Genomic DNA, 26,557 nt, shown 5'->3' with positions numbered 1-26,557 from the left:
ACTAATAAGAAAAACGGAAGATATTTTTAAACAATTTTAAGTTTTATTTTTTGAAAACCCGGAACTGTTTGACAAGTTTTCCATCAGACTCTACCCGAACATAATAGATGCCCGAAGTAAGTCCCATCCTTGTCAAATCCATGTTAACAAGATTATCCTGAATGGTAATTCCGGTTGAAACCGGCATACGCTGTCCGGTGCTGTAAACGATGGAATATTGATACTGATCCAGCGCAGAGTTATCAGGTAATTTGAAATTAAAAATATCCTGAACAGGGTTCGGATAAAATTGCCATTCCGTTATATTTTTAGTGATATTGACAGAATCGCCTGACGAAATACTGAATTGAATTGAATTTGTAACAACAGCGGAATCCTTATTAGAGGCTATCACTGTTAATGTATATCGCCCAACATATGGCGCAAATCCGGTTTCTCCTTCAAACAATGCATAGGGAAATTTCGAAGTTGTGGAGATTTTTCGATAGGGGCCGTTCAAATTGAAACTGACCTGATCATACTCGAAATTGCCGTATGCATAAATATTTAATAAAGACGGCAGATCCTCGTAGGCCAACACGTCATTTCCACTTAGTGATCGGATAACGGTTTGGTCAACTGCACGTCCCCCTTTTACTATTTCAAAACGAATCTGTGGAATTTCCACTTTAATCACCAAAACCGTTTCCACGGAACCGCCTGAATTGTCATAAGCTCTGATGATTAACCGGTATTCACCCTCTTCGGTTGGTGTTCCGGAAAAGACATTGAGCGAAAAATCCAGCCAGGACGGTCTGTTTTGTACTGAAATCGATGAGATATAACCGTCGCTATCAGCAAAAATATCAGAAGGTAAAATGAAAGTAAACGGATGATTTACCTGGGCATATTTATCAGGAAATGTAGCTGTGATATATGGAAGATTATTCAGGAACTGAGGCTCGACAACCTGCACGTTGAAATATATTTCTACAAAAGCATCCTGATTGTCATATGCTTTAAATGAAATCCTGTAATCGCCGGTTGCTGCTGGCCGGCCTGTAAGAATGCCATTTGAAAATGTGAGCCAGGAAGGTAATTCACTTGCTTCCACTTTTGCTATGGTTCCATCGCTATCTACAAAAGCTGTTTTTGGAACAGTGAAAGTAAAAGGCTCATTAACAGCAACTTTCAGGTTTGAGAAATTGCTGCTGACCGTTGGCGGTTTGTTTGTATTATCCTTGCTATCCACACGGATTGTAAGATAAGCGTCAGCGGTAGCACCTTCGTCATCCACACCCTGAACCAATATTCTGAAATCACCTAATGCAGTTGGCCGGCCTGTCAATTGGCCGGCGTTAAATTTAAGCCACGCTGGTAATGCGCCGACGCGCGTGCTCACAATAGTACCGTCACCATCAGAAAATGTATCAAGAGGAAGTCTGAAAGCGAAATCCTTATTAACCGCAATAATCTGCATCGGGATCGGCCTGAAAACGTAAGGTGCATGATTGGACGCATCCACCCAGTATTCAGCAGACAATAAATCTTCGACTAGTTTGATATGAACCGGCTTTGGGCTGGCAGGATTGGCATAAGCCTTTTTTGACCAGTCGTTAAATATTACATTTTGCGAACCTCCTTTTTCAACTGCGGAAGAAAGCCGGTAACCGGTTGAATCTCTGTAAGTGACCGGTTGCATAGGCGTGTTAAGCCAGCGTGTACCGGCCTGTCTGATCGTAGATTCCAGTACCTGCATATCCGTTGTTGTAGAAACAAGTACGGAGATGAAATTGGCTCCGTTAGAAAAATTTTCATTGATCTGAGTGCCGGTTACCCCAGCTCCCAGCGTCGAATTGTAAAACGCCTCATTTCCTACTATAAAATCGGCGGGAGCCTCACTTCTCAAAATATCCATTGAAAAATGATGATCAGCCGTAGGGTCATCATTGGATTTGATACCATCCGCCTTTTCACTCAGATCTTTATAAGCCAGCGTTCCTCTGCTTGCAGATGCATTATCATAAACTGAGCCGAAATCGGATAAATATTTAATAGAACTATCAACAGATTTTACAGCATCGATCATTTGATTGATATAATTTTTCAATACAAGATGTCTGTATAAATACCAGTCTTTTCCGGCGCGCTGTCCAAAAGAGAAAAATGGATCCCAATTGGCTGTTGGTGCATAGGCCTGATCAAATGATTTGAAGGATGTTCCCCACAGATAATTCAGGCGGTCAATTTTTTTATAATTTGTGCTAAGCCATGTACGGAAACCTGATATCATGGTTGGAGAATAATCAAACGCAGCAGGTTTTTCTTTTTCGTCGGCAAGGTTCCAGGCCGGGTAGCCTGCTTCCTGTGTAGGTGTATTGGTAACTGCGATAAAAAGTAAGCTTTTCTGGGTCTGAAGATATTTGTAGCGTTGTGTAACTTCCTTCACAAAATCAATGCCTTTTTTGACAATATCCTGCTGATCAAACCCAAAGGATGTGTCCTTGTATCCGGAATTAAGTATTTTGCCAAAATTGTCAATAGCTCCATTCTGTGGTTTCCAAAAGTTTTCATAGCGCGTGGTATGCCTGCCCAGGTGAATGCGGATTGCCACTTTCATTCCAAGACTTGTAGCCAGCTTGACCTGGTCATCGAACCGGGTCCATTTTGGCGTGTCTGTTGGAGAATTAAGATAAACTTTATCCCATGATACAGTAAGGTAAACCGTATTTAAACCATACTGTTTGGCCATTCTGATAAGATCCAGTTCTGGTCCCTGCGTTTCATTTTCAGAAATATTCAGAAGTAACAAAGCCAGATACCGCTGCGTATCCACAGCCTCCACACGCGCAGAGTTTTTCTGTAAAACAGTCCCAAATGAATTGAAATGAATTAAAAGAGAAATAAACCCGATGATCGCCACAGTAACTTTTCTGAGCGGAACCCAGAAAACCAGAAATTCATTCATATCATACTCAGATTTACTAACTTAAATATTCTTATCTGCTGTGAAGTTTTCAACAATATCCTGCCACTGAGATACTCCTTGCTCAACGCTAAATGCCAGTGCTTTCCGGCGGGAGAAATCCTTATCAAAACCTGATATTTTATGATTCCATTGCAATATACTTTCTGCAAATAACGGAATGTCCAGATTCGGTACAAGGGTACCAAGTCCCGGTGTTAAAAACTCGGTAGGGCCACCGCTTGCGAAAGATACAATTGGTTTTCCTAACCACGCAGCTTCAACTAAAACCATACCGAAAGGTTCCTGCCGGGAAGTGAGCATAAATCCGTCTGCGGCTTCCATGTAAGAATAGTAATTTTCTTTTTGTGGACCGGTAAAATGAACTTTGACGTTTTTTAGCTGTTCACAGCGTTTTTTTGTCCAATATACCAAACCATCCTGACTCAGACTTCCCACCCATACCAAATGTACTCTGGCGTTTTCAGGAATCTGCATGGCAATGTCCGGCAATAAATCAAATCCTTTACGTTCCGATGAGGTCCCGGACATCATCCAGACAAAATCATTTGGCCCTGCCCCCCAATCCTGTCTGATTTTACGGACTTTTTCCTGATCAGGTACAATCTCATCCAGATCCACAAAGGGATATAACCGTTTAACGCTTTTTCCTCCTGATTCTTTAAGACAAGTGCAAACAATATCAGAACAGCCTACAAGCAGATCGGAATTTTTTATTACCGTCTCAAAATCAGGACTGCTCACCTGCGAATACATGGCAGAAAGTTCGTGAATATGAGAGATAACAGGAACGTGCAGTTCATTTGCAATCTTGATAACATCTGTCAGCATGATCGTGTTTACGTACCAAAGATCAGCCTGAAAGTCCTTGGATATTTTTTTAATTGCTCTGTGGATCGGATGAAATCCCATGTGAAAAGCAATTTTCTGAGAAAAAGAAAAGCTGCCGGGAGCGATAAAAACAGGAATATCAGCGGGCAGATCATTAATTAATTCTCCCTTTGCAAATGAAACCAGCCCGGCCTCAAACTTACTTCGGTCTAAATATTTAAGGATGTAATAAATGAGCATTTCAGAGCCGGTACGCGTGGCGTACGGGGTGAAAAAAAGTATTTTTTTTCGTTGGCTAACATTCATGAGATGGTGAGTAAATCTATATTTTCGGAAGGTTTTATTTTGAATAAATGCTTTTTGGCAAAAAGTGTCGGCCAGAAATAATGCAGTAAAACCATGGTTTTACGTGTAAAAATAATCTGCGTCTTTAGATGCCCGAAAGGATTTTTTTTCTGTTTAATATTTAAAAGCATCTTCCATAGGAAAAGTACCGGTATCATAGAAACATAATGCAATATCATCAGCAGATATGCGCCAACGCCATATTGTTTTCTTAACCAAAGCATATTGGAAACCTGCATTTGTGTACTGAACCGATTGATCCATGAAATGCTGGTCCTGCGGAAAGGATTATCGTTTTCAAGATGAATGAAAGTACAATCTTTGAAATAGCATAATTTACCCTGTTTTGCCAATCTGCCCGACCATTCCACATCTTCACCATACATAAAAAAATCTTCGTCAAATCTGCCGGAAAGTTCAGCTGCTTCGCGTCTGACAAAAACGAAAGCACCTACGAGCCAGTCGCACTGACCGTCATTTTTATACTCAGGCTCGGGATATAATTTGTTTAAAATGCGGTCAATAATTCCGCTTGGAGGTAAAATAAAAAACGTTTTATGAAATTCGTTAAAGCTTTTATAAAATGGCATTGGACTTCCGTCTGCATAAAGTTGCAAGGCACCCGCGGCTGAAATGTCTTTTTGCTTCTCCATTTTTTCCAGACAACGGCCTATTACATTATCAGTAACCAGTGTATCTGCATTTAAAATCAGAAAATACCTGCCTTTTGCAACCCTCATTCCTTCATTATTGGCTCGCCCAAATCCCGAATTATAGGCCATATCTATCCAGTTGATATCTGGAAATTGGCTCAATACGGTATGTTTTCCCCCATTTTCAGGATCATTGTCAACTACAATTATTTCAAAAGTGACGCCGGATGTATACTGGTATATTGATTTTAAACAATTGATAATAAGTTGCGGAGTACGGTAATTGATAATGATAATGGACACATCCATGAATAAGCGGCGTATAGTTTAATATGGCAAAAATAAAGATTCTATCTGGAAGACAAGCAAATCCGGCAAAGAGACAATAAAATTAGCAATTTTGTTATCCATCGGTTACCTGACCCGGAAATTTAATATGTATTCTATTTTCTGTTATGAAATAATCTTAGCTTTCAGTAGTACTTTTACCCGGGGAATTTTCCGTTTTAACCAGCACGTATTTGCTCAACGCATATTCTTAATGCTTTATAAAATTTGTATCCGGCTTGTCATAATATCAATATCAACTTTTGTTTTAGTTTCCTGCGCTTCCAAAAGCCAGCCTGATCCTGATGGAGGTACCACGGATCCCCTGGATACCATTGCTTTCCCTTTTCCTGATACAACCGCTTTTGCATCACTCAATAAATCAGACAGTATTTTTGGAAGTTCTGCACGGTTCGGAGATGTAGATATTTTTCCTGAATCGGCTTTGGCGGGAAAAACGGGTGTTTATAACAAAGCCAATGACTATACCGGTAAAGCAATTAATCTGGATTTTTCGTTTCTCGCACCAGCTCAGGATACGCTTAAAAAGCGGCCGTTTGTACTTTTTGTCCATGAAGGCGCCTTTATTTATGGAACGCTGGATAATGAGATGGGAAAAGCGAAATATTTTGCACAAAAAGGATTTGCCACTGCCTCTATAAATTACCGTCTTGGATTTGCCGGAGGTAGTGAATCCAATATTTGCGGAAGTAATAAGCAGGAACTTATACGAACAATTTACCGCGCAGTTCAGGACACCTACGCTGCTTTGTTTTATTTTACAAGCAATGCCGAAACGCTGGGAATCGATGTATCCCAGATATTTCTTGCGGGCAGCAGTGCAGGCAACATTACAATTTCTGCGCTCGCATACACCAAAGAAGCTGATTTTGAAGTTTTACATCCCGGGATTGTCAAATTATTGGGTGCGCTGGATCCGCATCAAACTGCCAAAAGATTTAAATTGAGAGCACTGCTTACTTCTTTGGGCTATGGTTTGCTGAAAGGCAGCAGCTTTTCGGCGGTTACGGCAAAGCCAACTATATTTTTTCAAAGAACCGGGGATAATGTTTTGCCTTACGAAAACGGACCGCTGTTCTTTTGTTCTTCCTATCCTGTAATATCCGGTGCGAAAGCTACATCCGATACACTGGTAAAATTCAATGTGCCGTTTGAACTTAACTATGAAAAGGAAACCGGACATTTATTAAGTTTTCCTGACGCATATATCTCACAGCGTTATGCCTTATTTGTAAAACGTTTTTGGAAAAAAGATTACCGGCAGATTGTCTCTGAAAAGTACACGGTCATTTCTGACAAGAAAATAAACTAAGCAATGACTGGAAGGCCGGTTTAGACTTTAAGTTTTGCTGCAAGAAAAGAATGTAATTTCTTTTCCAATAATTGATAAGAAACGTGGGAAAAAATAAGTGTGAGACAAAGCGTAAGGAAAAACGCCGGCGTGCCCGTGGAAAGCAAAGGTACTGAGAGTGCTTCAAAAAAGTGAGTAATAAAAACTGCCATAGGAACATGCCAAACATAAACCGAAAAAGAAATATCACCCAGATAAACAAGCCATGTCGGATATTTTATTGATCTTCCCCGGTTATAAAAAACAAGTGCCATAAAAAGAAAAGCCATGGAAAGTCCCCAGTAGAATGGGCCATGTCCTCCATAAAATCCGGAAAAATACTGCCACATCACTAAAACAACAACCGTGATCATAACTGTTCGTGATTGAAAAATGCCGTGAAAAATCCTGGCAGTAGCCGGTGTAATATAAAGCAGCCCGATAATTGCCCCATAGACAAACTCCCAAATAATAGGATTGGTGATCAAATTAATGCATAACGAGCCATAATTAGGTGTTTCCAGAGGCCGGAATGTCAGGTTTCCAAAAGCTAATGGAATAATTATTAGTGTTGAAATGATAAGTACCGGAAAAACAAACCACCGGTATTTTCCTGATAGTAAGGAAATTGCGATCAATACGTAAAAATACATTTCGTAATTAAGGCTCCATCCCACACCAAGGTAAGCATAGCCGAAATATGGAGGATGAAGATAGCTTAATGGAATAAAGAAAATACTTTTCAGGATCTTCGTTGCGATATCAAGAGATATATTTTCTATTACCGGTGCGACGATGATTGCATAAGCCACCGTTGAAATAATATACAAAGGCCAGATTCGTAGAATTCTTTTGATGAGAAAATTTCTGGCAGATCGTATTCCGCCTGCCGATTTTTTGGTAACGAAAACCATTATGAATCCACTAATTACAAAAAAAAGATCAACACCGGCCGCTCCTGAGTCAAATAAAAAGTCAAGCTCTTTTTTAAGAAATTCACCGGGTTTGATAACGTCTTTAAAATGAAAAACAATGACCATAATTACTGCAATTCCGCGAAGGACCTGAATAATGTCGATCTTCTCGGAAGTCTTTATTAATTCCTTGGGAGGAAAAAAAATGTTAATCATTAGGGGTGTTGAATTATTTCGGTGTGCGTAAAATAAGTATAAGATTGGTGATAACCGATATTTGAAAGGTTCGGCAACTATAAATTTTATTGGTTTTATATGATTTTAGAAATAGAAAATATTCTGTTTGTCGTCGAATACCATTAAAATCAATCAAAAAGAATATTTTCTATTGAAGTGAAATTTATGAGCAAAGTAATCGAATAATTTAAGAATGGATGTATTCGCCAATGCAAAACGTGATTGAAGCAGAAGGGCTTTTCCACTGTTTTCAGACAAAAAAATGTCATCAGGAAAAGCTGAACAGTTTCCTGATGACAAAATGTATGTCACTATAATTTATTAAACGGTCTTAATTTAATTTTTCAAAAATACCTGCAACACCTTGTCCGCCGCCAACGCAAGCCGTCACCATACCATATTTCTGGTTTCTCCGCTCCATTTCGTTAAAAAGCTGAACTGAAAGACGAGCCCCTGTTGAACCTAAGGCATGCCCCAGCGCAATGGCACCACCATTTGGATTGACCAATTCCGGATTAATGCCAAGCTCCTGAATTACCGCCAATGATTGTGCGGCGAAAGCTTCATTTAATTCAATTTGCTCGATATCTGCCAGCTGCAACCCTGCCTGTTTCAATGCTTTTGGTATAGCTGCCACTGGCCCAATTCCCATAATCCTTGGATCAACTCCGGCAGTGGCATAGGAAAGCATGCGCGCAATCGGTTTCAGACCCAGTTCATTCATCATTTTTTCAGACATTACCACAACAAAAGCAGCACCGTCAGATGTTTGGGACGAATTTCCGGCTGTAACCGAACCGCCTGCGGCAAATACCGGTTTTAATTTATTCAAAGCTTCAAGTGTTGTATCCGCACGTGGCCCTTCATCTTTATCAACAATTGTTTCTTTTATTTTTTTCTTGCCTGAAATCGGATCAAAATAAGTTTCCTGCACTTTTACAGGCACAATTCCACTATCAAACCAACCTTCCTTTTGAGCACGTAACGCTTTTTGATGCGATTGAAATGAAAATTCGTCCTGCTTTTCACGACTGATATTGAAGTCTTTGGAAACCTGTTCCGCAGTCAATCCCATGCTCAGATAATAATCCGGATGGTTTTGGGCGATTTCGAAATTTAAAGCAGTTTTCCAGCCCATGGTCGGAACGAGTGACATAGATTCTGTACCTCCCGCTATGATACAATCGGCCATGCCTGCATGAATTTTGGCAGAAGCCATAGCAATTGCCTCCACACCAGAACCGCAATAGCGGTTGATCGTGATTCCGGAAACGCTTTTTGGAAGAGATAACAGTGCTACATATCTTCCCATCTGCATACCTTGCTCCGCTTCCGGAACTGCATTGCCGACAATCACATCGTCAACCCTTTCAGGATCAAGCTGAGGTATTTTTTCTAAAATATATTTAATGACATCAGCACCAAGATTGTCTGGCCGGGTAAAACGAAAACCACCTCGTGTAGCTTTTCCAACCGCAGTGCGGTAGCCGGCAACAATGTATGCATCCATAGATTTATCGGTTAATGTATCAGCTAAATTCAAAAATGAAAATTAGTATGCAGGCATACTATCGTAAAATTAAGAATTATATACAAAACAAAAAACCGTCGGAATAGTTTTATTCCGACGGTCCTGCATGGTGTTAGATTGATGAAGGCCTTAATGTGCGACCGGATTGTTAAAGTGATCAATTGCTTTGACTTTTTTAGGCATTGCAATCCACAACACGATATAAAAAATGAATACCGGGAAATGTGAAGGAATAAAGAAACTCATCACAAACAGTACTCTGACAATTACTACATCTATTTGTAAATACTCGGCGATACCTGCTGCTACACCACTGATTACTTTATTGTTTACGTCGCGGAATAATCTATTATTGTTCATGGCTATGTTCGTTTTATTTGTTATTGTTGATTCAAAGGTACTAGGTGATACATAGTAGTTGTTATTAATCTATATGAATGGTTTAAGGAAATGAAAAGTGGTTGTATTTGATGAGGAATAAAGAACGGTCAGCGATCGGGGGATTTTTCAAAATATTTTCAACAAAAATCAGGACACTTGTGTCTGATAGCAGCGATTTGTTTCGTTTGATAGATGATAGTAAACAGAAGAATGCTAGCATGAAATCGTTTGAGGAATTCAGAAAAAACATTAAAATACCCTTAGGATTATCTAATATGTTGCTGATTACTATGCGCAATAAATTACATTTGTAGTTGAAAAATGATTTGAATAGCTGACAATCTGGCATTTTGGGCTATTCAGGCTTGATATTTTTTAATAAAATTGAACGATTCACAATACCTATACTATCATGTTTAAAATATTTTCGAAGCTATTCGGCACGAAAGCAGAGCGCGATTTAAAGGAACTTACTCCTTACGTCGGCCTGATCAACGCAGAATACGCGAAACTTGCTTCCTTGTCCAACGATGAACTTAGAGCGCAATCAGAAGGACTGAAAGCACATATTGCTTCTGAATTAAAACCGATTGATGATCAGATCGTAACCTTAAGAGAGGAAGCGGCTGCTGAACCAAACGTTGATAACAAAGAGGCGATTTTCAAGAAAATCGATGCACTTGAGTTGGATCGTAATAAACAACTTGAAGTGGTATTGCTGGATATTCTTCCAAAAGCTTTTGCGATTGTTAAAGATACTGCCCGCCGTTTCAAGGATAATGAAAGTCTGGAAGTGACTGCATCTTACTTTGACCGTGAAGTAGCAACGAAGAAGAAAAACGTTGTGATCAATGGTGATAAAGCTGTTTGGAGCAGTACCTGGGATGTGATTGGCCAGCCGATCAAGTGGAATATGCAGCATTATGATGTGCAGCTGATTGGTGGTGTGGTTTTGCATCAGGGAAAAATTTCCGAGATGGCTACGGGGGAAGGAAAAACGCTTGTGGCTACGTTGCCTGCGTTTCTTAATGCGCTTGCAGGATTAGGCGTTCACATTGTAACGGTGAATGACTACCTGGCAAAACGTGATGCGGAATGGAATGCCCCTCTTTTTGAATTCCACGGCATGAGCGTAGATTGTATCGACCGCCACCAGCCGAATACGAACGAACGCCGTAACGCATACAAGGCAAATCTTACCTACGGAACAAACAACGAATTCGGTTTTGATTATCTGCGTGACAATATGTCACGCACCACTGAAGAGCTAGTTCAGCGTAAACATCACTACGCCATGGTGGATGAGGTCGATTCAGTTTTGATTGATGATGCACGTACGCCTTTGATTATCAGTGGTCCTGTGCCACGTGGTGACGAACAGGAATATCTTGAATTGAAACCTCGTGTTTCCAGAATCGTTGAAGCACAGAAAAAACTGGCAATGGATTTGCTGAATGAAGCAAAGAAAAAAATTGCCGCAGGTGACAAAAAAGAAGGCGCGCTTGCGCTTTTCCGTGCCCATCGTGGTATGCCGAAATACAAGCCGTTGATTAAGTATTTGAGTGAGTCTGGTATCAAACAATTGATGCAGGAATCTGAGTCCATTTATCTGGCAGAAAACCAGAAATTGATGCCTCAGGCTGATGCTCCTCTATATTTCACGATTGACGAAAGACATAACAGCATCGAGTTAACCGAAAAAGGGATTGATTTCCTTACCGGTGAATCTGAGCAGACCAATTTCTTTATCCTGCCGGATATTGCGGTTGATCTGGACAAAATCGAAAAAGAACAGTCTTTAAATGAGCAGGAACGTGTTATTCAGAAAGAGGCGTTAATTCGTGATTATTCTGTAAAAACAGCTCGTATCCATACAGTCAATCAGCTTTTGAAAGCATATACACTTTTTGAAAAAGACGTGGAATATGTGATCATGGATCAAAAAGTTAAGATCGTTGATGAGCAAACTGGTCGTATCATGGATGGTCGTCGTTATTCTGACGGTCTTCACCAGGCGATTGAAGCAAAAGAAAATGTTCGCGTTGAAGATGCGACGCAGACTTACGCTACGGTAACGCTTCAGAACTATTTCCGTATGTACCACAAACTTTCTGGTATGACGGGTACGGCTGAAACGGAAGCAGGTGAATTCTGGGAAATTTATAAACTGGACGTAGTTTCAATTCCTACCAATGTAGCTGCGGTCCGTAAGGATCATGAAGATAAAGTTTATCGTTCGGTTCGTGAAAAATACAATGCGCTTACGGATGAGATTGTAGAACTTGTGGAAGCTGGTCGCCCGGTACTTGTTGGTACTACTTCGGTTGAAAACTCTGAAATCATCAGTCGTATGCTTACGCTTCGCAAAATACCACATCAGGTATTGAACGCGAAACAACATCAGAAAGAAGCAGAAGTTGTTGCAGAAGCTGGTAAACCAGGTACTGTAACGATTGCTACCAACATGGCTGGTCGTGGTACGGATATCAAGCTAACGCCGGAAGCGAAAGCAGCAGGTGGTTTGGCGATTGTTGGTACAGAACGTCATGAAAGTCGCCGTGTAGACAGACAGCTTCGTGGTCGCGCAGGTCGTCAGGGGGATACCGGATCTTCTCAGTTCTTTGTTTCATTGGAAGATAACCTGATGCGTCTTTTCGGTTCCGACCGTATGGCGAAGGTTATGGATAAAATGGGCCTGGAAGAAGGTGAAGTGATCCAGAGCAGCATGATCACCAAATCAATCGAACGTGCTCAGAAAAAAGTAGAGGAAAATAACTTTGGTATGCGTAAACGTCTTCTTGAATATGATGACGTAATGAACTATCAGCGTGATGCCATTTATACACGTCGCCGGAATGCATTGTTCGGAGATCGTCTGGCTGTTGATATTGCCAATACACTTTTTGATGTCTGTGAAGAAGTTGTTGCCAACGCAGGAACGTATTCAGAACTTGACCTGGCAACAATCACAACGTTAGGAATTGAACTTCCTTTCAGCGAAAATGACAATGTTTCACTGAAACCTCAGGAAAAAACACAGCGTCTTTACGAAGCTGCCGAAAAACATTATCAGGATAAAAATCATCAGATTTCAGAAAAAGCGTTGCCAATTCTGCAATCGATACATGCAGAGCGTGGTGCTACGATCACCGAAATTATGATTCCATTCAGTGATGGAATACGTCAGACTGGTATCGTCGTAAATCTTAAAAAAGCCCTTGCAAACGGCGGCCATGAGATTACCCATGAAATGGAAAAAGCGATTGTTCTTTCGCTGATCGATCAGGAATGGAAAGAGCATCTTCGTGAAATGGATGATTTGAAACAGTCGGTTCAGAATGCCGTATTTGAACAAAAAGATCCTTTGCTGATCTACAAATTCGAATCGGTTGAGCTTTTCAAACGCTTCCTTAGCAAAGTTAACTTCGATATGGTTTCCTTCCTGATGAAGGCGGATATTCCACAGGAAGAAGCTGCTCCGGCAACGGCTGTTCAGCAAACTGTGAGACGTCCTGCCCCGGCACCTGTGCTTCAAACGAATCGTGAAGAAGATTTTGATGCAGACCTGGATGGTCCAAATGAATATGCACGTCAGATGGAATCTACTACCAAGGCTCAGCCAATCAAAGTGGATAAAATCGCGGACCGTAATCAGAAAGTATCAGTTCAGTACCGCGACGGACGTGTTTTACGTGATGTTAAATACAAAAAAGTTGAGCAGGAAGTTAAAAATGGTGAGTGTGTTGTTATTGAATAATGATACGCATCAGGCTTAACGAAGAGAATATATAGCTTAAAAACAAAAAGCCTTGCCTTTCTAAATTAGATCGGCAAGGCTTTTTGATACGTGTAAAATCAAGATTTATACGATATTTGTATTTTTAAAGACAAAGAGTAAACGAAATTCCCCTTTCATGAAACTTCATAAAGAAGGTTACACGATCATGGCAATCGCCGCCATTGTATTGATTCTGATTAATGTGGGCATACATATGCTGCTTCCCGAAGGATATTGGATCCCGAGAATCGCTTTGATTGCCAGTATATTTGTTTTTTTTCTTATTGTACAATTCTTCCGCGTACCTACACGGGTTGTATCAAAAAGTGAAAGCCAGATTATTGCTCCCTGTGACGGAAAAGTGGTTGTGATTGAGGAAGTAGTAGAAAATGAATATTTTAAAGGCCCACGACGCCAGATCAGCATATTTATGTCACCGATCAATGTGCACGTAAACTGGAATCCGGTGAGTGGAATAATCAAGTATTTCAGATATCACCCGGGATTGTATCTGGTAGCGTGGCATCCAAAATCAAGTACGGAAAATGAGCGTACTACGGTGGTGACAGAAACTTCGTCGGGTGTTGAAGTTTTATTCCGTCAGATTGCAGGAGCAGCAGCGCGCCGTATACGCTGGTATATAAAAGAAGGTGATAAAGTTGAACAGGGAACCGAAATGGGTTTTATCAAATTCGGCTCCCGTGTTGATATTTTCTTACCGCTCGATGCAGAAATAAAAGTTAACCTTCAGGATAAAACGGTTGGCAGTATTACAGTGCTTGCTGAATTAAAATAACCGCCAGGTTGCAATTTGCTGGAAAAAGCCGGGTACCGCTGCCGGATAAACAACGGCCATAAATACCAATCCGAAAATAGCACCATAGATGTGGGCGCTGTGGTTGACATAACTTCTGCCACGGCGTCCTTCATAAATCGAGTAACTCAGGAAGAGGATTCCGAAGATAAATCCGGGCATACAGATAAAGAAATAAAGACAAACCTGCATTAACGGTGCATACAGAAATGCTGCAAAAAGCACCGCAGAAACGCCTCCCGAAGCTCCGAGTGAATTATAATTGGAATTATTCTTATGTTTCAAAAAAGTAGGAATATCTGAAACGATTATACCAACAATGTATAAAAACAAATAGTAAGCCGTTCCGCTTGGTCCAAAAAGCATGTTAAAAAGTCTTTCGATACCTTCTCCTACAAACCATAAACTAAGCATATTAAAAATGAGGTGCCCAAAATCTGCATGGATGAAACCTGACGTAATAAATCTGTAATATTCATTTCGTTTGCTAACTCTGTATGGATTCATAATCAGTTTGTCCATGACAAGCGAATTATTAAATGCGTAATAACTGATACCGGCAGTTATAATTATTAATATGAGGGTTATTGACATAATTTCTTTTGATAATTTAAATGTAAAATCTGGTGGTTAATAACTTTATCAACCACAGGTTATTGTTCCCGCTCAACCAATTGACGGACAAAACCCAGTAATATTTTTTTCCTTTCAGCGTCAACAGACAGCCTTTCCAGGCAATCAATTCCTTTGTCAAAATATTCTGTAATTTTTTGTTCAGTCAGCGTGCGGATACCCAAGGTATCATATATTCCTCGCACGGCGGCTACTTTTTCTTCTTTGTCAAAAGTTTCAGCAGAAATCCATTTGTTTAGTGCTTCGCCTGTTTTTCCCTCAGCTTTGGTTAAAGCTTCAATAAGTAAAAATGTTTTCTTGTTGGCAATGATATCTCCGCCCACCAGTTTTCCAAACTTTTCCGGATCTCCGTAAACATCCAGTAAATCGTCTTTTAACTGAAAACCGATCCCCATACTTTCGCCGGCTTCATATAGCAGTTTTGTTGCCTCTGAATCTGCGCCGCCAATGATTCCACCTAATTCAAGCGCAAAGCCTAGCAGAACGGACGTTTTGAGCCGTATCATGTTGAGATACTCGTCTTCTGTAACATCCCAGCGCGTTTCGAAATTCATATCGAGCTGTTGTCCTTCACAAACTTCCGCGGCTGTCTGGTTAAAACGTACCAGCACATTTCTCAGATCTTCTTTTTTTATATCGATCAAAAAGTCATAAGCTCTGATCAGCATTACATCACCCGAAAGTATTGCAGTATTGGCATTCCACTTTTCATGCACGGTAAGTTTTCCCCGGCGAAGCGGAGCCTTATCCATAATATCGTCATGCATCAAAGTGAAATTGTGAAAAACTTCAACGGCTATGGCGGGTTTCAAAGCACTTTTCCAGTCATCCGTGTATAGCGATGCGGATAATAATGTCAAAAGCGGGCGAAAGCGTTTCCCGCCCAGTGCCATGATGTAACGAATCGGTTCGTAAAGTTCAGCAGGAGATTCTCCGTAAGAAGTTTGTTCTATTTCAGTTTGCAGGGTTTGCAGCAGATTTTCTATCGTTGTCATTCGTGGCTTTTTACTACACTCATTTTCCGGATTGGAAAACAATTTATTTAATCCTGATTTTCTCTTTTTCAGAGCAATACGCAAAGTAGCTAAATCCTGTTGAGAATCTCAAAGGTTAGTTGGATGAATGGTTCTGTATTTGGATTAAATGTACTAAGTCGACAGAAAATATTGAAATCCGAAGTGGGTCAGGATTTATTTAGTTTAGCTGATTAATTCAAATGATATAATTGCCATATTTGAATATCGTTAATCTGTTCTGCGCCACGAATACACGAATTAACACTAATATTCTATGAGCAAATTCGTGAACAGTTGTGTATTCGTGGCTAAAATAAATCTTCAAAATGCCTTTTCATCTATATTTTAACGGAGAAATTTCTCCATTAGATTCGACAATTTTTAAATCAAACGACCTGGCCATTTTGCGTGGTTTCGGCATGTTTGATTATTTCAGGACTTACAACGGCGTTCCTTTTCGGTGGGATGATTACTGGCAGCGTTTCGAAAATTCCGCCAAATTATTAAAACTCCCGCTTCCGCTGAATCAGGGTGAAGTTGCTAAAATTCTGGCTGATCTGCATGCGTTATCCGGAGAACCGGAAGTTGCTTTTCGTTTTGTATTGACGGGAGGATATGCACCTGATAGTGTACATGTTGTAGAACCGAACTTCTTAATACGCACAGAAGCCTTGCCGCAAGACAATCCTGCCGCATTATTAAAGGGAATGAAAGTTTTGCAGTATCAATATGTTCGTGATCTGCCGGAAATTAAAACGACCAATTATGTACATATGGTCTTAATGGCGGATGAAATGAAAAAGCAGGGCGCTTCGGATCTACTTTTTCATAAAGACGGCGAGATCAGCGAACTGACCAGAAGTAATTTCTTTATCTTCAAAGGTGATACGCTGATCACTTCTGATACCAATATTTTAAGAGGGATTACCAGAAAAGTCGTTTTGGAGTTGGCCGATGCACATTTTAAAGTTGAAGTCCGTCCGCTGTTATATTCTGAACTGGAAACGGCTGACGAAGCTTTTACAACAAGTTCTACGAAATGGGTTATGCCAATCGTGCAGATTGGGGACAAGCTGGTTGGTGACGGAAAAGCTGGGAAACGGACGCTTTTCTTGCAGGAATTATTTAAAAAGGTTGTGGTTGATTGGGGGAAGTGATTTTTTCTTTTTGGGATTCTTTAGCCTGTTCTGAGTTTTTTTAACCCGTCCGACGGCGAAAAAGCCGTCGGACGGGTGGCTCGTGAAAAGCCTTTGGATTAATTCAGATTATGCAAAATCACATTTGCCAACTGATTAATTCCAGCCTTGTGCGGTAATTGGCACTCTGTTGTCGCCTTTTGTATGTAATAAAACTTCATCCTTTTTATCCGTCATATAACCAATGACGCTGATTTTTGGATTATTTTTGATTTTGTCGTAATCGCTTTGCGGTACGGTGAACAGTAATTCGTAATCTTCGCCGCCATTTAAAGCAGCCGTTATCGGCCCAATATTTAATTCGACAGCACCCATGTAAGTTTGCTCGTCGATTGGTAATTTATCTTCAAAAACCAGTGCACCAACACCGGATTGTGAGCATAAATGCAATAAGTCAGAGGCCAGTCCGTCGGAAACGTCGATCATAGAAGTTGGTATAACACCCGCACCTGCCAACTCATAAACCACGTCCATACGCGCTTCCGGGCGTAGTTGTCTCTGGATTACATATTCTTTACCGTCAAGCTGCGGCTGCATATTTGGATCGGCCAGAAAAACCTGTTTTTCTCTTACCAGTAATTGAAGGCCAATATAAGCGCCGCCCAAATCTCCGGAAACGCATAACAGATCATTTGCTTTCGCAGTATTCCGGTAGGTAATTCTGTCCTTTGCCACACGTCCGAAAACGCTTACTGAAATAAATAATCCTGATAATGAAGAAGAAGTATCACCACCAACAAGGTCTACATTGAAATCCTTGCAGGCTGCTTTCATCCCTTCATACAATTCTTCCACGGCTTCAACAGAAAAACGATTGCTCAAAGCCAGTCCAACGGTCACCTGACGCGGAATTCCGTTCATTGCGGCAACGTCAGAAACGTTAATCGCAATCGCTTTGTATCCTAAATGTTTTAAAGGGAAAAATGACAAGTCGAAATGAACACCTTCCAGAAGAATATCGGTTGATAATAATCCGAATTCTGTTCCCAAATCTATTACTGCGGCGTCATCGCCAATGCCTGTTATGCTGTCGGGTAAATTATTTTTTAGCCCTTGATTCAGTCTTTTGATAAGACCAAATTCGCCTAAATTGCTGATTTCTGTTCTTGATTCTGCCATGTTGCAAAGTTAGCTAAAAATAAACGAAGCCATCTCTTGCGGGAAATGGCTTCGTTTATCAATAAAATTTTGATATTAAAAGTTCAGTGACTGACTGTTAATTGATAAAATCAACATTAACACATCATATTTTAAACTGAAATCTTATTGTGTAGAAAGTGTATACTGATTCACCGTATTACCCGTTTTCGGACTTGCATCCGTGCGGGTTAAAACGACTTTGGTGTCATCAAGCGAAGTAATTGTAAATTTTACAGTACCACCGCTGCCGCTTGGCTGAGGTGTTAATCCTGAAAGGATCAAAGTAGTCTCTCCATCCAATGACCATGTTCCTGTAAAGATGTTTTTATCGAATTCTGTATAAGTTGCCGCACCGCCACTGTTCAATACGAGTTTGAAATTGGAATATTCTGCGCGAATATTTCCTGCGCCACCTCTTGTATAAACCACAACAGTTCCTTCTTTAACAGATTCAGCTGTCCATGATTTTGCGATGCGTTCAGAAACTGCTTTCGGTGAGTTTTTCTTGCATCCTGCTGTTACCAGTGTGACCACCAGCAAAATACTGCAAAGTAAAGTATACGTTTTTTTCATTCTATCTTTCACGAATAATTTTCTAATTAAACGCCAAGTTCAGATTTTTTAGTCTTAATATCAAAATATTCTGAAATGATCGTCTTAAATTCCGCCCCGGAAATAAATAAAACCGTTTTTTAAGTAACCAACCGTTGATGAAAGAATATACAAAGTCTCAGCTCGCACTGCGAAACGGACAGGACAGAGAAGAGATTTGGTGTGCATACCAGGGCGTTATTTATGACGTTACAACATCCCGGCTCTGGCGAAACGGGCATCATTACGAACATTGGGCGGGACAGGATCTGACCAAAGAACTTGGAGACGCGCCGCATACAGAGCGCGTTTTTGAAAAGTTTAAGGTCATAGGAAAATTAACAGAACCATTTAATTAAGAGCACTTGAAACAATATACTTATCTGATTGCAGACAGCGGTTCCACAAAAACAGATTGGCTGGTGGCAACAACCGGAAAAACACCATTTCGCCTTCATTCAGGAGGGCTTAACCCATTTTATCAGACCAAAGAAGAAGTTACCGAAGTTTTAGAAAAGGAAGTTTTGCCGTTTATAGGATCATCGATTGACCAGGTTTTTTTCTACGGTGCGGGTTGTGCGGATAAGGCTACAAGCCGGCCAATTTATGATGCGCTGGTAGATACTGTTCCGTCGGCGGAAATAATTGAAGTGGCTTCTGATATGCTTGCAGCAGCGCGTGGATTGTGTGGAGACAAACCCGGCATTGCCTGTATTCTCGGTACTGGTGCCAATAATGCTTTTTATGACGGATATAAAATTGCCCACTCAATCGGATCGCTTGGTTTTTGGCTGGGTGACGAAGGCAGTGGATCTTATCTTGGAAAAACTTTGCTTGTCAATTTTCTTCAGAATGAATTGCCGCAGGATCTTCACAAACAATTTGAAGAAACATATCCGGGAACGAACAGATTATTTGTGCTTGAAAAAGTGTATCGCCAGCCGTTTCCAAACCGCTATTTTGCAACGTTCTCAGAATTTATCTCAAAAAATATTCAGCATCCGTTTATCACCAAACTGGTTCAGGATGCGTTTATTCTTTTTACAGAAAAATACATTCTGAAACATCAGGATGCGGAAATATATCCGATTCATTTTACAGGGTCGATCGCATTTTATTATCGTGACATTCTGAAATCTGTTTTGGAAAGCAAAAATCTGACGGTTGGTAAAATTCTAAAATCGCCGATGGAAACGCTTTATGAGTATCATTTGCGCCGGGATATGTAAGTGAAATTTTGTATAATTGACTGGCATACACTTTGAATACTGTTAACTTTATTTAGAAAATAATTCATCAATGCCAAGACGTTCCATTCGCTGGCTTACTGTATTTTCTGCGGTGCTGATTATCGGCGTTGTTATTACCCAGATTTACTGGGTAAAACAGGCGCTTGATCTGCGGCACCGTCAGTTTAATCAAAATGCGCATGTTGCTTTGCAGGATGTTGCCCAGGAACTCGCGTCGGTCAATGGCGTTATGCAGACTTCCAATCCGGTGGAACAACTCTCACCGGAATATTTTCTTGTCAATACCAATGCAACCACGCAGCCGGATCTGCTGGAACATTTTATAAAGGACAGTTTTCAAAAACATAACCTGATCACGGATTTTGAGGTTGGGATTTATGATTGTACTACGGATAGGATGCGTTATGGTATGTCTTTAAGTACAAAAACAAATGACAAAACTTCCGCAAAAACCTCTAACTGGGAGCGGACAGACAAATATCCTTATTATTTCGGCGTAAGATTTCCTGAACAATCAGCCTACATCGTCGGGAATCTGAATGGATGGATTTGGTCATCAATGCTCGTTTTGCTGGCCGTAGGGTTTTTTGCCTATGCGCTGTTTATTATTCTGAGACAAAAACACTTGTCAGAAGTTCAGCGAAATTTTGTCAATAATATGACACATGAGCTCCAAACGCCGATTTCTACGATTCGTATCGCTGCGGATGTTTTAAATTCTGATATTATCGTTACCCAGCCTGAAAGACATAAGCGGTATGTGAATATTGTTCAGGAAGAAATTCTCAGGCTGCAAAATCAGGTTGAAATGGTGCTTTCTATTGCCAAAGCGGAAAGGCATTCGCTCAATCTGAAAAAGGAAAAAATTGATGTAAATCAGGTTATTGATTCTTTATTATTACCTTTTGAAGGAAAAATAAAGTTGAAATATGAGGCGGCCAATCGTTTTATTGAAGCCGATGTTTTCCATTTCAGGAACATGATCACCAACCTGATCGATAATGCAATAAAATATTCTCCCAACATGCCGGAGGTTATCGTGCGGACTTTTAATAAGAAAAATTGTCTGGTAATTTGTGTGGAAGATAAGGGTTTGGGTATTGCCAAGGAATACCAGAAGAAGATCTTCAACAAATTTTTCAGGATATCCAATGCGGATGTGCATAATGTGAAAGGCTCAGGAATTGGCCTTAGTTATGTCAGACAGATCGTCCGTTCACATCACTGGAATCTGGAACTCGACAGTGCTCTTGGCCAAGGGAGTACATTCAGTATCAGCATTCCTCAAAAATAATTTTTGCTTCAACCTAAAAACTAAAATCAGTTACATTGAAAAAGAAAATTTTATACGTCGAGGACGACCCGAATCTGGCCTTCGCTACGAAAGATAATCTGGAAGCATACGATTATGAAGTGGTACACGCAAGCGACGGCATGGAGGCGTTGGATTTCATTGAGAAAGATCATTTTGATATATGCGTCCTGGATGTAATGCTTCCGAAAATGGATGGTTTTACTTTGGCAGAAAACATACGGAAATCTGACAAACAGGTACCGATTTTATTTTTGACTGCAAGGGTTTTGCAGGAAGACAAGATCAAAGGTTTTGAATTGGGTGCGGATGATTACGTAACAAAACCGTTCAGTATCCAGGAATTGAAGATGCGGATCGAGGTAATTTTGCGTAGAAATAATTCCGGAAATCCCACGCCCATTCAGCCCAAAACCAATACAGTCGGCAAGTATAATTTCGATTTTACGAAGCTGACTTTGTCAATAAATGACAATCTTCAAACACTGACTTTTCGCGAAGCTGAGGTCTTAAAATATCTTTCCGAACGTCCGGACCAGGTCATTCGCCGGGATGAATTGCTGAAAGCGATATGGGGGGACGACGATTATTTTATGGGGAGAAGTCTGGATGTTTTTATTTCAAGATTGCGTAAATATCTGTCCGCAGACCCTGCAATCCGCATTGATAACGTTCACGGTGTGGGTTTTAGAATGACTTTTTAATGCATTCTTTTTCAAATATCTTTTATTTTTATTTGCACCAAAATAATAAATACCTATATTTGCACCCTCATTTGGAAAAATTGATCGTCATGGCTAAGGTTTGTCAAATTACTGGTAAAAGAACACGCGTTGGAAATAATGTTTCTCACGCTAACAATAAAACAAAACGTAAATTCTTCCCGAATTTACAAAAGAAACGTTTCTTCCTTCCTTCATCAGGAGAATGGGTTACGTTGAAAGTAGCTACTTCTGCTCTTCGTACTATCAACAAGAACGGTATTGAAGCTACGATCCAAAAAGCATACGATAAAGGAACGCTTACGTTCTAAGAAATTTGCGAATTTATTAGAAAGGACTTCCTTTTTTCGGGAAGTCCTTTTTTTCGTAAAGTTTTTGAATTGAAGGAATATCCGGAAGTTATGGTGGTAAAGAAATTACAGATTCAGTAAATATTTATCAGAAACATGATTGACGAAATTTCTGCTCTTCAAAACGTTTTTCTTCTGTTAGGCTCCAATCTTGGAGACAGATTGCAAATTCTCAGGTCGGCAGAAATGCTGATCGAAGAAAGAATTGGCGAAATTCAATCTGCTTCTTCCGTTTACGAAACCGCTCCCTGGGGCGTTTTGGAACAGCCTGCTTTTTTGAATCAGATACTTATTGTTTCGACCGGATTATTGCCGGAAGAAGTCCTTCGGATTGTTCTGGAAATAGAACATGAGCTGGGAAGAGTGCGCTACGAAAGATGGGGCGCGCGCGTGATTGATATCGATATGCTTTATTATCAGGATCTTGTTCTGGATTCTGCACGCCTTACCCTGCCACATCCAAGACTGCACGAACGGCGGTTTACGCTCGTCCCGCTAAATGAAATCGCCTCCGGTTTTATCCATCCTGTTTTTCAGAAAACCACAAGTCAGTTGCTTACAGAATGTTCCGATCCGGGGGCTGTTGTAAATATTTCTACAAATAATACTAATTCTGATTTCTCGAATTAGATCAGAATTCCTCCCATTCACTCCCCGTTTTCAGCTGTTTATCATTTTTTTATATTATGGTAATCTGATTATCACTTGTTTTACATCGCGGTGAGATAAAATCTTAATTTTATTTTTTAATCATCATAGGGGGAAGCCTGATATCGGTTGTCCTGCAAATAGGAAAAGTTCAATTTGTTAAAAAGTATTAAGTTGTCTTGATCCGTCTTCGTATTAATCATCAATCAATTAGCATGAAAAGTAAAATACAAAAAAAGTGGATTGGGCTTTTGCTGTCTTTTTTCAGCATAACAGCCGTTGCACAAACAAAACATACCGTTAGCGGGTATGTAAAAGATCTTGCCAACGGGGAAGGCTTAATCGGCGTTTCCGTTTACGTTCGTGAAGCTCAAACGGGCGTGGTGACAAATCCGTATGGCTTTTATTCCCTGACGTTGCCGGCCGGTACGTATACGGTTGTGTATTCCTACATCGGGTATCAAAAAAATACGAAAACGATTGATTTGACTGCTGATCAAACGGTAAGCGTTGAGTTGTCCGATGAAAGCGAAAACCTGAAAGAGGTTACGATTTCAACAAAAAGAGATGATGAGAACGTGCGAAGTATTGAAATGTCTGTCAACAAAGTTGAAATGAAGACAATCAAAAAAATGCCCGCGCTTTTGGGAGAAGTTGATTTGATACGCAGTATTCAGCTGCTGCCAGGTGTTACTACGGTTGGAGAAGGTGCTTCCGGATTTAACGTTCGTGGCGGAGATATTTCTCAAAACCTGGTTCTTTTGGATGAAGCCCCGGTTTTCAATTCTTCTCACTTATTTGGTTTCTTCTCGGTTTTCAATCCGGATGTTGTAAAAGATGTCAAGCTTTTCAAAGGAGGAATTCCTGCGCAATACGGCGGACGGATCTCTTCTATCCTGGATGTGCGGATGAAGGAGGGAAATGCTAAAAAACGTGAAATCAACGGCGGTATAGGCTCTATTTTTTCCCGCCTTACTTATGAACAGCCATTTGCAGCAGGCAAAGGATCGTTCATTGTAGCGGCCCGCCGGTCATATATTGATATTCTGGCAAAACCATTTTTGAACAAAGATCTGAAAGACTCCAAGTTCAATTTCTATGACCTGACGGCCAAAGTAAATTACCGGTTAGGAAATAAAGATACATTTTTTGCGTCAGGTTATTTAGGCAAGGATGTTTTTGGGGGTGGAGATTTTGGTTTTGGCTGGGGAAATAAAACATTAACAGGACGCTGGAACCACATTTTTTCCAATAAACTGTTTATGAACCTGACAGCCTATTATAGTAACTACGATTATAATCTGGGTCAAAATGAAAACGATAAAAATGCAAAAGACCGCTTTGTGTGGAATTCTAAAATTATCACAAAAAGTATAAAACCTGATTTTACCTATTACATCACACCAAAAAACCAGTTAACTTTTGGTGGTCAGTATATCAATTATAATTCCAGTCCCGGCAAAGCAACTGCGGTGTCAGAAGGTGAAGGACTGAATCTGGATCTTCCGTCGCGTCACGCCGATGAGTCTGCCATCTACATTGCCAATGAACAAAAACTGACGGACAAGATTTCCTTGCAATATGGTATTCGTTATTCTTATTTCCGGAGTTTGGGGGCTGGTATCGAATATTCATACCGGGATACTACGGCGGGAATCAGAAGGCAGCCAATTTTTCCGGGAAAAGAATATCAAAGCGGAGATGTGATCAAAACTTACGGAAATTTTGAACCTCGTTTTGCCGTGAATATAGGTTTGAATTCAGTTTCATCTTTGAAAATAAGCTACAACCGTATGTCGCAGTATCTGCATTTGTTGTCAAATACTGCCGCAAGTTCTCCACTGGACGTATGGACACTCAGTTCTTCCAATATCAAACCAGAGCTTGCTGATCAGGTTGCGCTTGGTTGGTTCAGGAATTTCAAGGATAATATGTACGAAGCTTCGGTTGAAGTATATTACAAAAAACTGCATAATCAGCTTGACTACGTGATTGGTTCAGACTTGTTATTGAATCAATTTGTAGAAGGAGATTTGCTTACAGGAAGAGGAAGAGCTTACGGAGCGGAGTTTTATCTGAAAAAAAATAAAGGCCGTTTAACAGGTTGGGTAAGTTATACTTTGTCAAAAACTGAAAGACAAGTTAATGGCGTAAATAATGGCGACTGGTTTGCAGCACGTTTTGACAAACCGCATAACTTCACTTCCGTAGCCATTTTTGAGCTGAATAAAAGGCTGACCTTATCATCCAATTTCACCATTGCTTCGGGTACGCCTGCAACTTTTCCAACCAATGGCTATTCCTGGGGTGGTTATTCGCTGGGTAATAATTATAACAATGCCAGAAATAATAACCGTATCCCGGCTTACCACCGTCTGGATCTTGCGGCGACCCTTAAAGCACGCAAAAAACTTTTTGGAATTGGTGAAGGGGAATGGGTTTTCTCCATTTACAATGTCTATAACCGCAGGAATGCATTCTCGGTTTATACACGTCAGAATGAAGACAAACCAACTGCCAGTGAAAAGGCTCAGAATCTGCTGAGAACACAAGCTGTCCGCTATTCTGTAATTGGAAGTCTTATTCCTTCTGTTACTTATAATTTTAAGTTCTAATCAGCCATGAAAAAACAAAATATAAATTCTAAAAACAGATTTTTTAGCGTCGCAGTCGTACTTATGGCAATCGTCGGATTGTCGGGTTGCGAGGATGTGATTGATTTAAAAACAGAAACCGGTCCTACGCAGTTAGTGGTAGATGGCTGGGTTACGAATCAGCCCGGACCACAAACGATTACGCTAACCTGGTCTTCCGGATACTTTGACAGCAATCCTATTCAGCCTGTTTTAGGAGCCAAAGTAACAGTTACCGATAATGTGGGTAATGTCTATAATTTCGCCGACGCAGCAGGAAACGGGAAATATACCTGGGGTCTCGCAACGGACAGTTTAGGACGAATTGGTAGAAAATATACTCTGAGAATCGAGTATGAGAAAGAGGTTTATACTGCTCAAAATGAAATCAAACGGGTACCTAAAATTGATTCCATTGCCTATACCCATGAAACTTTGCCTATAAAACCAGAAAAGGACAAAGGGCAGAAGAAAGGGTATATTGTTGAATTTTACGCAAGGGATTTTATTGGTACAGGCGATACTTACTGGATAAAAGAAGTATTGAATGGAAAAACAAATGTGGACAAAGCCGAGAAAATTTCCATTGCCTATGACGCTGCCTTCAGTGCAGGCGCGCCTTCTGATGGTTTAATTTTCATACAGCCATTGAGAAGATCCATTACTTATGATTCTTTGTATCAGGCCGGCAGCCATGTAGGCGTTGAGCTGCATAGCATTACCAATGAAGCATTTTACTTTTTGCAGCAAGTTGTGGATCAGAGTACGAATGGAGGGATTTATGCGACACCCATCGAAAATATTAAATCGAACGTTACAAATGCTGATCCAAATGGGAGAAAAGCGCTGGGTTACTTTGGTGCATCAGCTGTAAGCCGGATGGAAACGATCGTTGATCCAGCAAAAGCCAGACCGGAAGAAGATTAAGGTGCTATTGAC

Annotated in this window: 22 protein-coding genes; 12 read left to right on the top strand and 10 right to left on the bottom strand. The window is 40.5% G+C overall.

The features are described 5' to 3' along the window. Positions 1–43: 43 nt before the first annotated feature. The 3 genes from LXL81_RS18855 to LXL81_RS18845 are packed head-to-tail and all read right to left on the bottom strand — an operon-like array spanning position 44 to position 5,103. Positions 44–2,947 carry a putative Ig domain-containing protein gene (locus LXL81_RS18855; RefSeq protein WP_234648314.1) on the bottom strand — a complete coding sequence of 968 codons (2,904 nt, stop codon included), beginning with the start codon at positions 2,945–2,947 and terminating at the stop codon, positions 44–46. A 21-nt stretch (positions 2,948–2,968) separates the two neighbouring features. After that, entirely contained in the window at positions 2,969–4,102 is a 1,134-nt protein-coding gene (locus tag LXL81_RS18850) for a glycosyltransferase (RefSeq protein WP_234648313.1), read from the bottom strand. Further along, the gene (locus LXL81_RS18845; RefSeq protein WP_234648312.1) at positions 4,099–5,103 is read right to left on the bottom strand and encodes a glycosyltransferase family 2 protein; all 1,005 of its coding nucleotides are present in this window, start codon (positions 5,101–5,103) and stop codon (positions 4,099–4,101) included. The genes LXL81_RS18850 and LXL81_RS18845 overlap by 4 nt, the downstream gene beginning before the upstream one ends. A 232-nt stretch (positions 5,104–5,335) precedes the next feature. Here LXL81_RS18845 and LXL81_RS18840 point away from each other — a divergent pair, with 232 nt between their 5' ends. Next, the gene (locus LXL81_RS18840) at positions 5,336–6,454 is read left to right on the top strand and encodes an alpha/beta hydrolase (protein WP_234648311.1); all 1,119 of its coding nucleotides are present in this window, start codon (positions 5,336–5,338) and stop codon (positions 6,452–6,454) included. 20 nt (positions 6,455–6,474) lie between these two features. Here the strand turns inward: LXL81_RS18840 and LXL81_RS18835 are convergent, their stop codons facing one another. The 3 genes from LXL81_RS18835 to LXL81_RS18825 all read right to left on the bottom strand — a co-directional run bounded on the left by LXL81_RS18835 (position 6,475) and on the right by LXL81_RS18825 (position 9,514). Beyond that, a complete protein-coding gene (locus tag LXL81_RS18835; protein ID WP_234648310.1) occupies positions 6,475–7,602 on the bottom strand; it encodes an acyltransferase in 1,128 nt (375 codons plus the stop codon). 352 nt (positions 7,603–7,954) lie between these two features. After that, a complete protein-coding gene (locus LXL81_RS18830; RefSeq protein WP_234648309.1) occupies positions 7,955–9,133 on the bottom strand; it encodes an acetyl-CoA C-acyltransferase in 1,179 nt (392 codons plus the stop codon). A gap of 150 nt (positions 9,134–9,283) precedes the next feature. Then, positions 9,284–9,514, bottom strand: a complete 231-nt coding sequence (locus LXL81_RS18825; protein WP_234648308.1) for a PspC domain-containing protein — start codon at positions 9,512–9,514, stop codon at positions 9,284–9,286. Positions 9,515–9,947: 433 nt separating this feature from the next. On the opposite strand from LXL81_RS18825, the gene secA reads away from it, so the two are divergent. Further along, on the top strand, positions 9,948–13,292 hold the full coding sequence (secA, locus tag LXL81_RS18820; protein WP_234648307.1) for a preprotein translocase subunit SecA: 3,345 nt from the start codon (positions 9,948–9,950) through the stop codon (positions 13,290–13,292). Between the two features lie 157 nt (positions 13,293–13,449). Next, entirely contained in the window at positions 13,450–14,109 is a 660-nt protein-coding gene (locus LXL81_RS18815; protein ID WP_234648306.1) for a phosphatidylserine decarboxylase family protein, read from the top strand. Here the strand turns inward: LXL81_RS18815 and LXL81_RS18810 are convergent. Together LXL81_RS18810 and LXL81_RS18805 are read right to left on the bottom strand one after the other, a co-directional pair. Further along, positions 14,101–14,721, bottom strand: coding sequence for a rhomboid family intramembrane serine protease (locus tag LXL81_RS18810; protein ID WP_234648305.1), 621 nt, complete (start codon positions 14,719–14,721; stop codon positions 14,101–14,103). The genes LXL81_RS18815 and LXL81_RS18810 overlap by 9 nt on opposite strands. Positions 14,722–14,780: 59 nt before the next feature. Beyond that, positions 14,781–15,755, bottom strand: a complete 975-nt coding sequence (locus LXL81_RS18805; protein ID WP_234648304.1) for a polyprenyl synthetase family protein — start codon at positions 15,753–15,755, stop codon at positions 14,781–14,783. A 347-nt stretch (positions 15,756–16,102) separates the two neighbouring features. On the opposite strand from LXL81_RS18805, the gene LXL81_RS18800 reads away from it, so the two are divergent. Continuing rightward, positions 16,103–16,933 (top strand): aminotransferase class IV, encoded by an 831-nt coding sequence (locus LXL81_RS18800; protein WP_234648303.1) that lies wholly within the window; start codon positions 16,103–16,105, stop codon positions 16,931–16,933. Positions 16,934–17,068: 135 nt separating this feature from the next. On the opposite strand, the gene thiL is transcribed toward LXL81_RS18800, so the two are convergent. Both thiL and LXL81_RS18790 read right to left on the bottom strand, forming a co-directional pair. Continuing rightward, complete coding sequence (gene thiL / locus LXL81_RS18795) at positions 17,069–18,091, bottom strand: thiamine-phosphate kinase (protein ID WP_234648302.1); 1,023 nt, start codon at positions 18,089–18,091, stop codon at positions 17,069–17,071. A gap of 144 nt (positions 18,092–18,235) precedes the next feature. Further along, positions 18,236–18,685 carry a hypothetical protein gene (locus LXL81_RS18790; protein WP_234648301.1) on the bottom strand — a complete coding sequence of 150 codons (450 nt, stop codon included), beginning with the start codon at positions 18,683–18,685 and terminating at the stop codon, positions 18,236–18,238. A 137-nt stretch (positions 18,686–18,822) separates the two neighbouring features. Here LXL81_RS18790 and LXL81_RS18785 point away from each other — a divergent pair, with 137 nt between their 5' ends. From LXL81_RS18785 to LXL81_RS18750, 8 genes are all read left to right on the top strand, one after another. Next, the gene (locus tag LXL81_RS18785; RefSeq protein WP_234648300.1) at positions 18,823–19,062 is read left to right on the top strand and encodes a cytochrome b5 domain-containing protein; all 240 of its coding nucleotides are present in this window, start codon (positions 18,823–18,825) and stop codon (positions 19,060–19,062) included. A gap of 6 nt (positions 19,063–19,068) precedes the next feature. Beyond that, complete coding sequence (locus LXL81_RS18780) at positions 19,069–19,932, top strand: N-acetylglucosamine kinase (RefSeq protein ID WP_234648299.1); 864 nt, start codon at positions 19,069–19,071, stop codon at positions 19,930–19,932. A 70-nt stretch (positions 19,933–20,002) separates the two neighbouring features. Next, a complete protein-coding gene (locus LXL81_RS18775; RefSeq protein WP_234648298.1) occupies positions 20,003–21,247 on the top strand; it encodes a sensor histidine kinase KdpD in 1,245 nt (414 codons plus the stop codon). Between the two features lie 35 nt (positions 21,248–21,282). Next, entirely contained in the window at positions 21,283–21,969 is a 687-nt protein-coding gene (locus LXL81_RS18770) for a response regulator transcription factor (RefSeq protein WP_234648297.1), read from the top strand. Positions 21,970–22,058: 89 nt separating this feature from the next. Beyond that, positions 22,059–22,298, top strand: coding sequence for a 50S ribosomal protein L28 (gene rpmB, locus LXL81_RS18765; RefSeq protein ID WP_031528537.1), 240 nt, complete (start codon positions 22,059–22,061; stop codon positions 22,296–22,298). Positions 22,299–22,433: 135 nt separating this feature from the next. Further along, positions 22,434–22,967, top strand: coding sequence for a 2-amino-4-hydroxy-6-hydroxymethyldihydropteridine diphosphokinase (gene folK, locus LXL81_RS18760; protein WP_234648296.1), 534 nt, complete (start codon positions 22,434–22,436; stop codon positions 22,965–22,967). A 233-nt stretch (positions 22,968–23,200) separates the two neighbouring features. After that, positions 23,201–25,600: a carboxypeptidase-like regulatory domain-containing protein gene (locus LXL81_RS18755; protein WP_234648295.1), complete on the top strand. Its 2,400-nt coding sequence runs from the start codon at positions 23,201–23,203 to the stop codon at positions 25,598–25,600. 6 nt (positions 25,601–25,606) lie between these two features. After that, entirely contained in the window at positions 25,607–26,545 is a 939-nt protein-coding gene (locus LXL81_RS18750) for a DUF4249 domain-containing protein (RefSeq protein WP_234648294.1), read from the top strand. The last annotated feature ends 12 nt before the right edge of the window (positions 26,546–26,557 follow it).

It is taken from the genome of Dyadobacter sp. CY356 (assembly GCF_021440195.1).
GTDB lineage: Bacteria > Bacteroidota > Bacteroidia > Cytophagales > Spirosomataceae > Dyadobacter.
The sequence above is the reverse complement of the archived record's forward strand: the minus strand, read 5'-3'. Positions and strand labels throughout refer to the sequence as shown.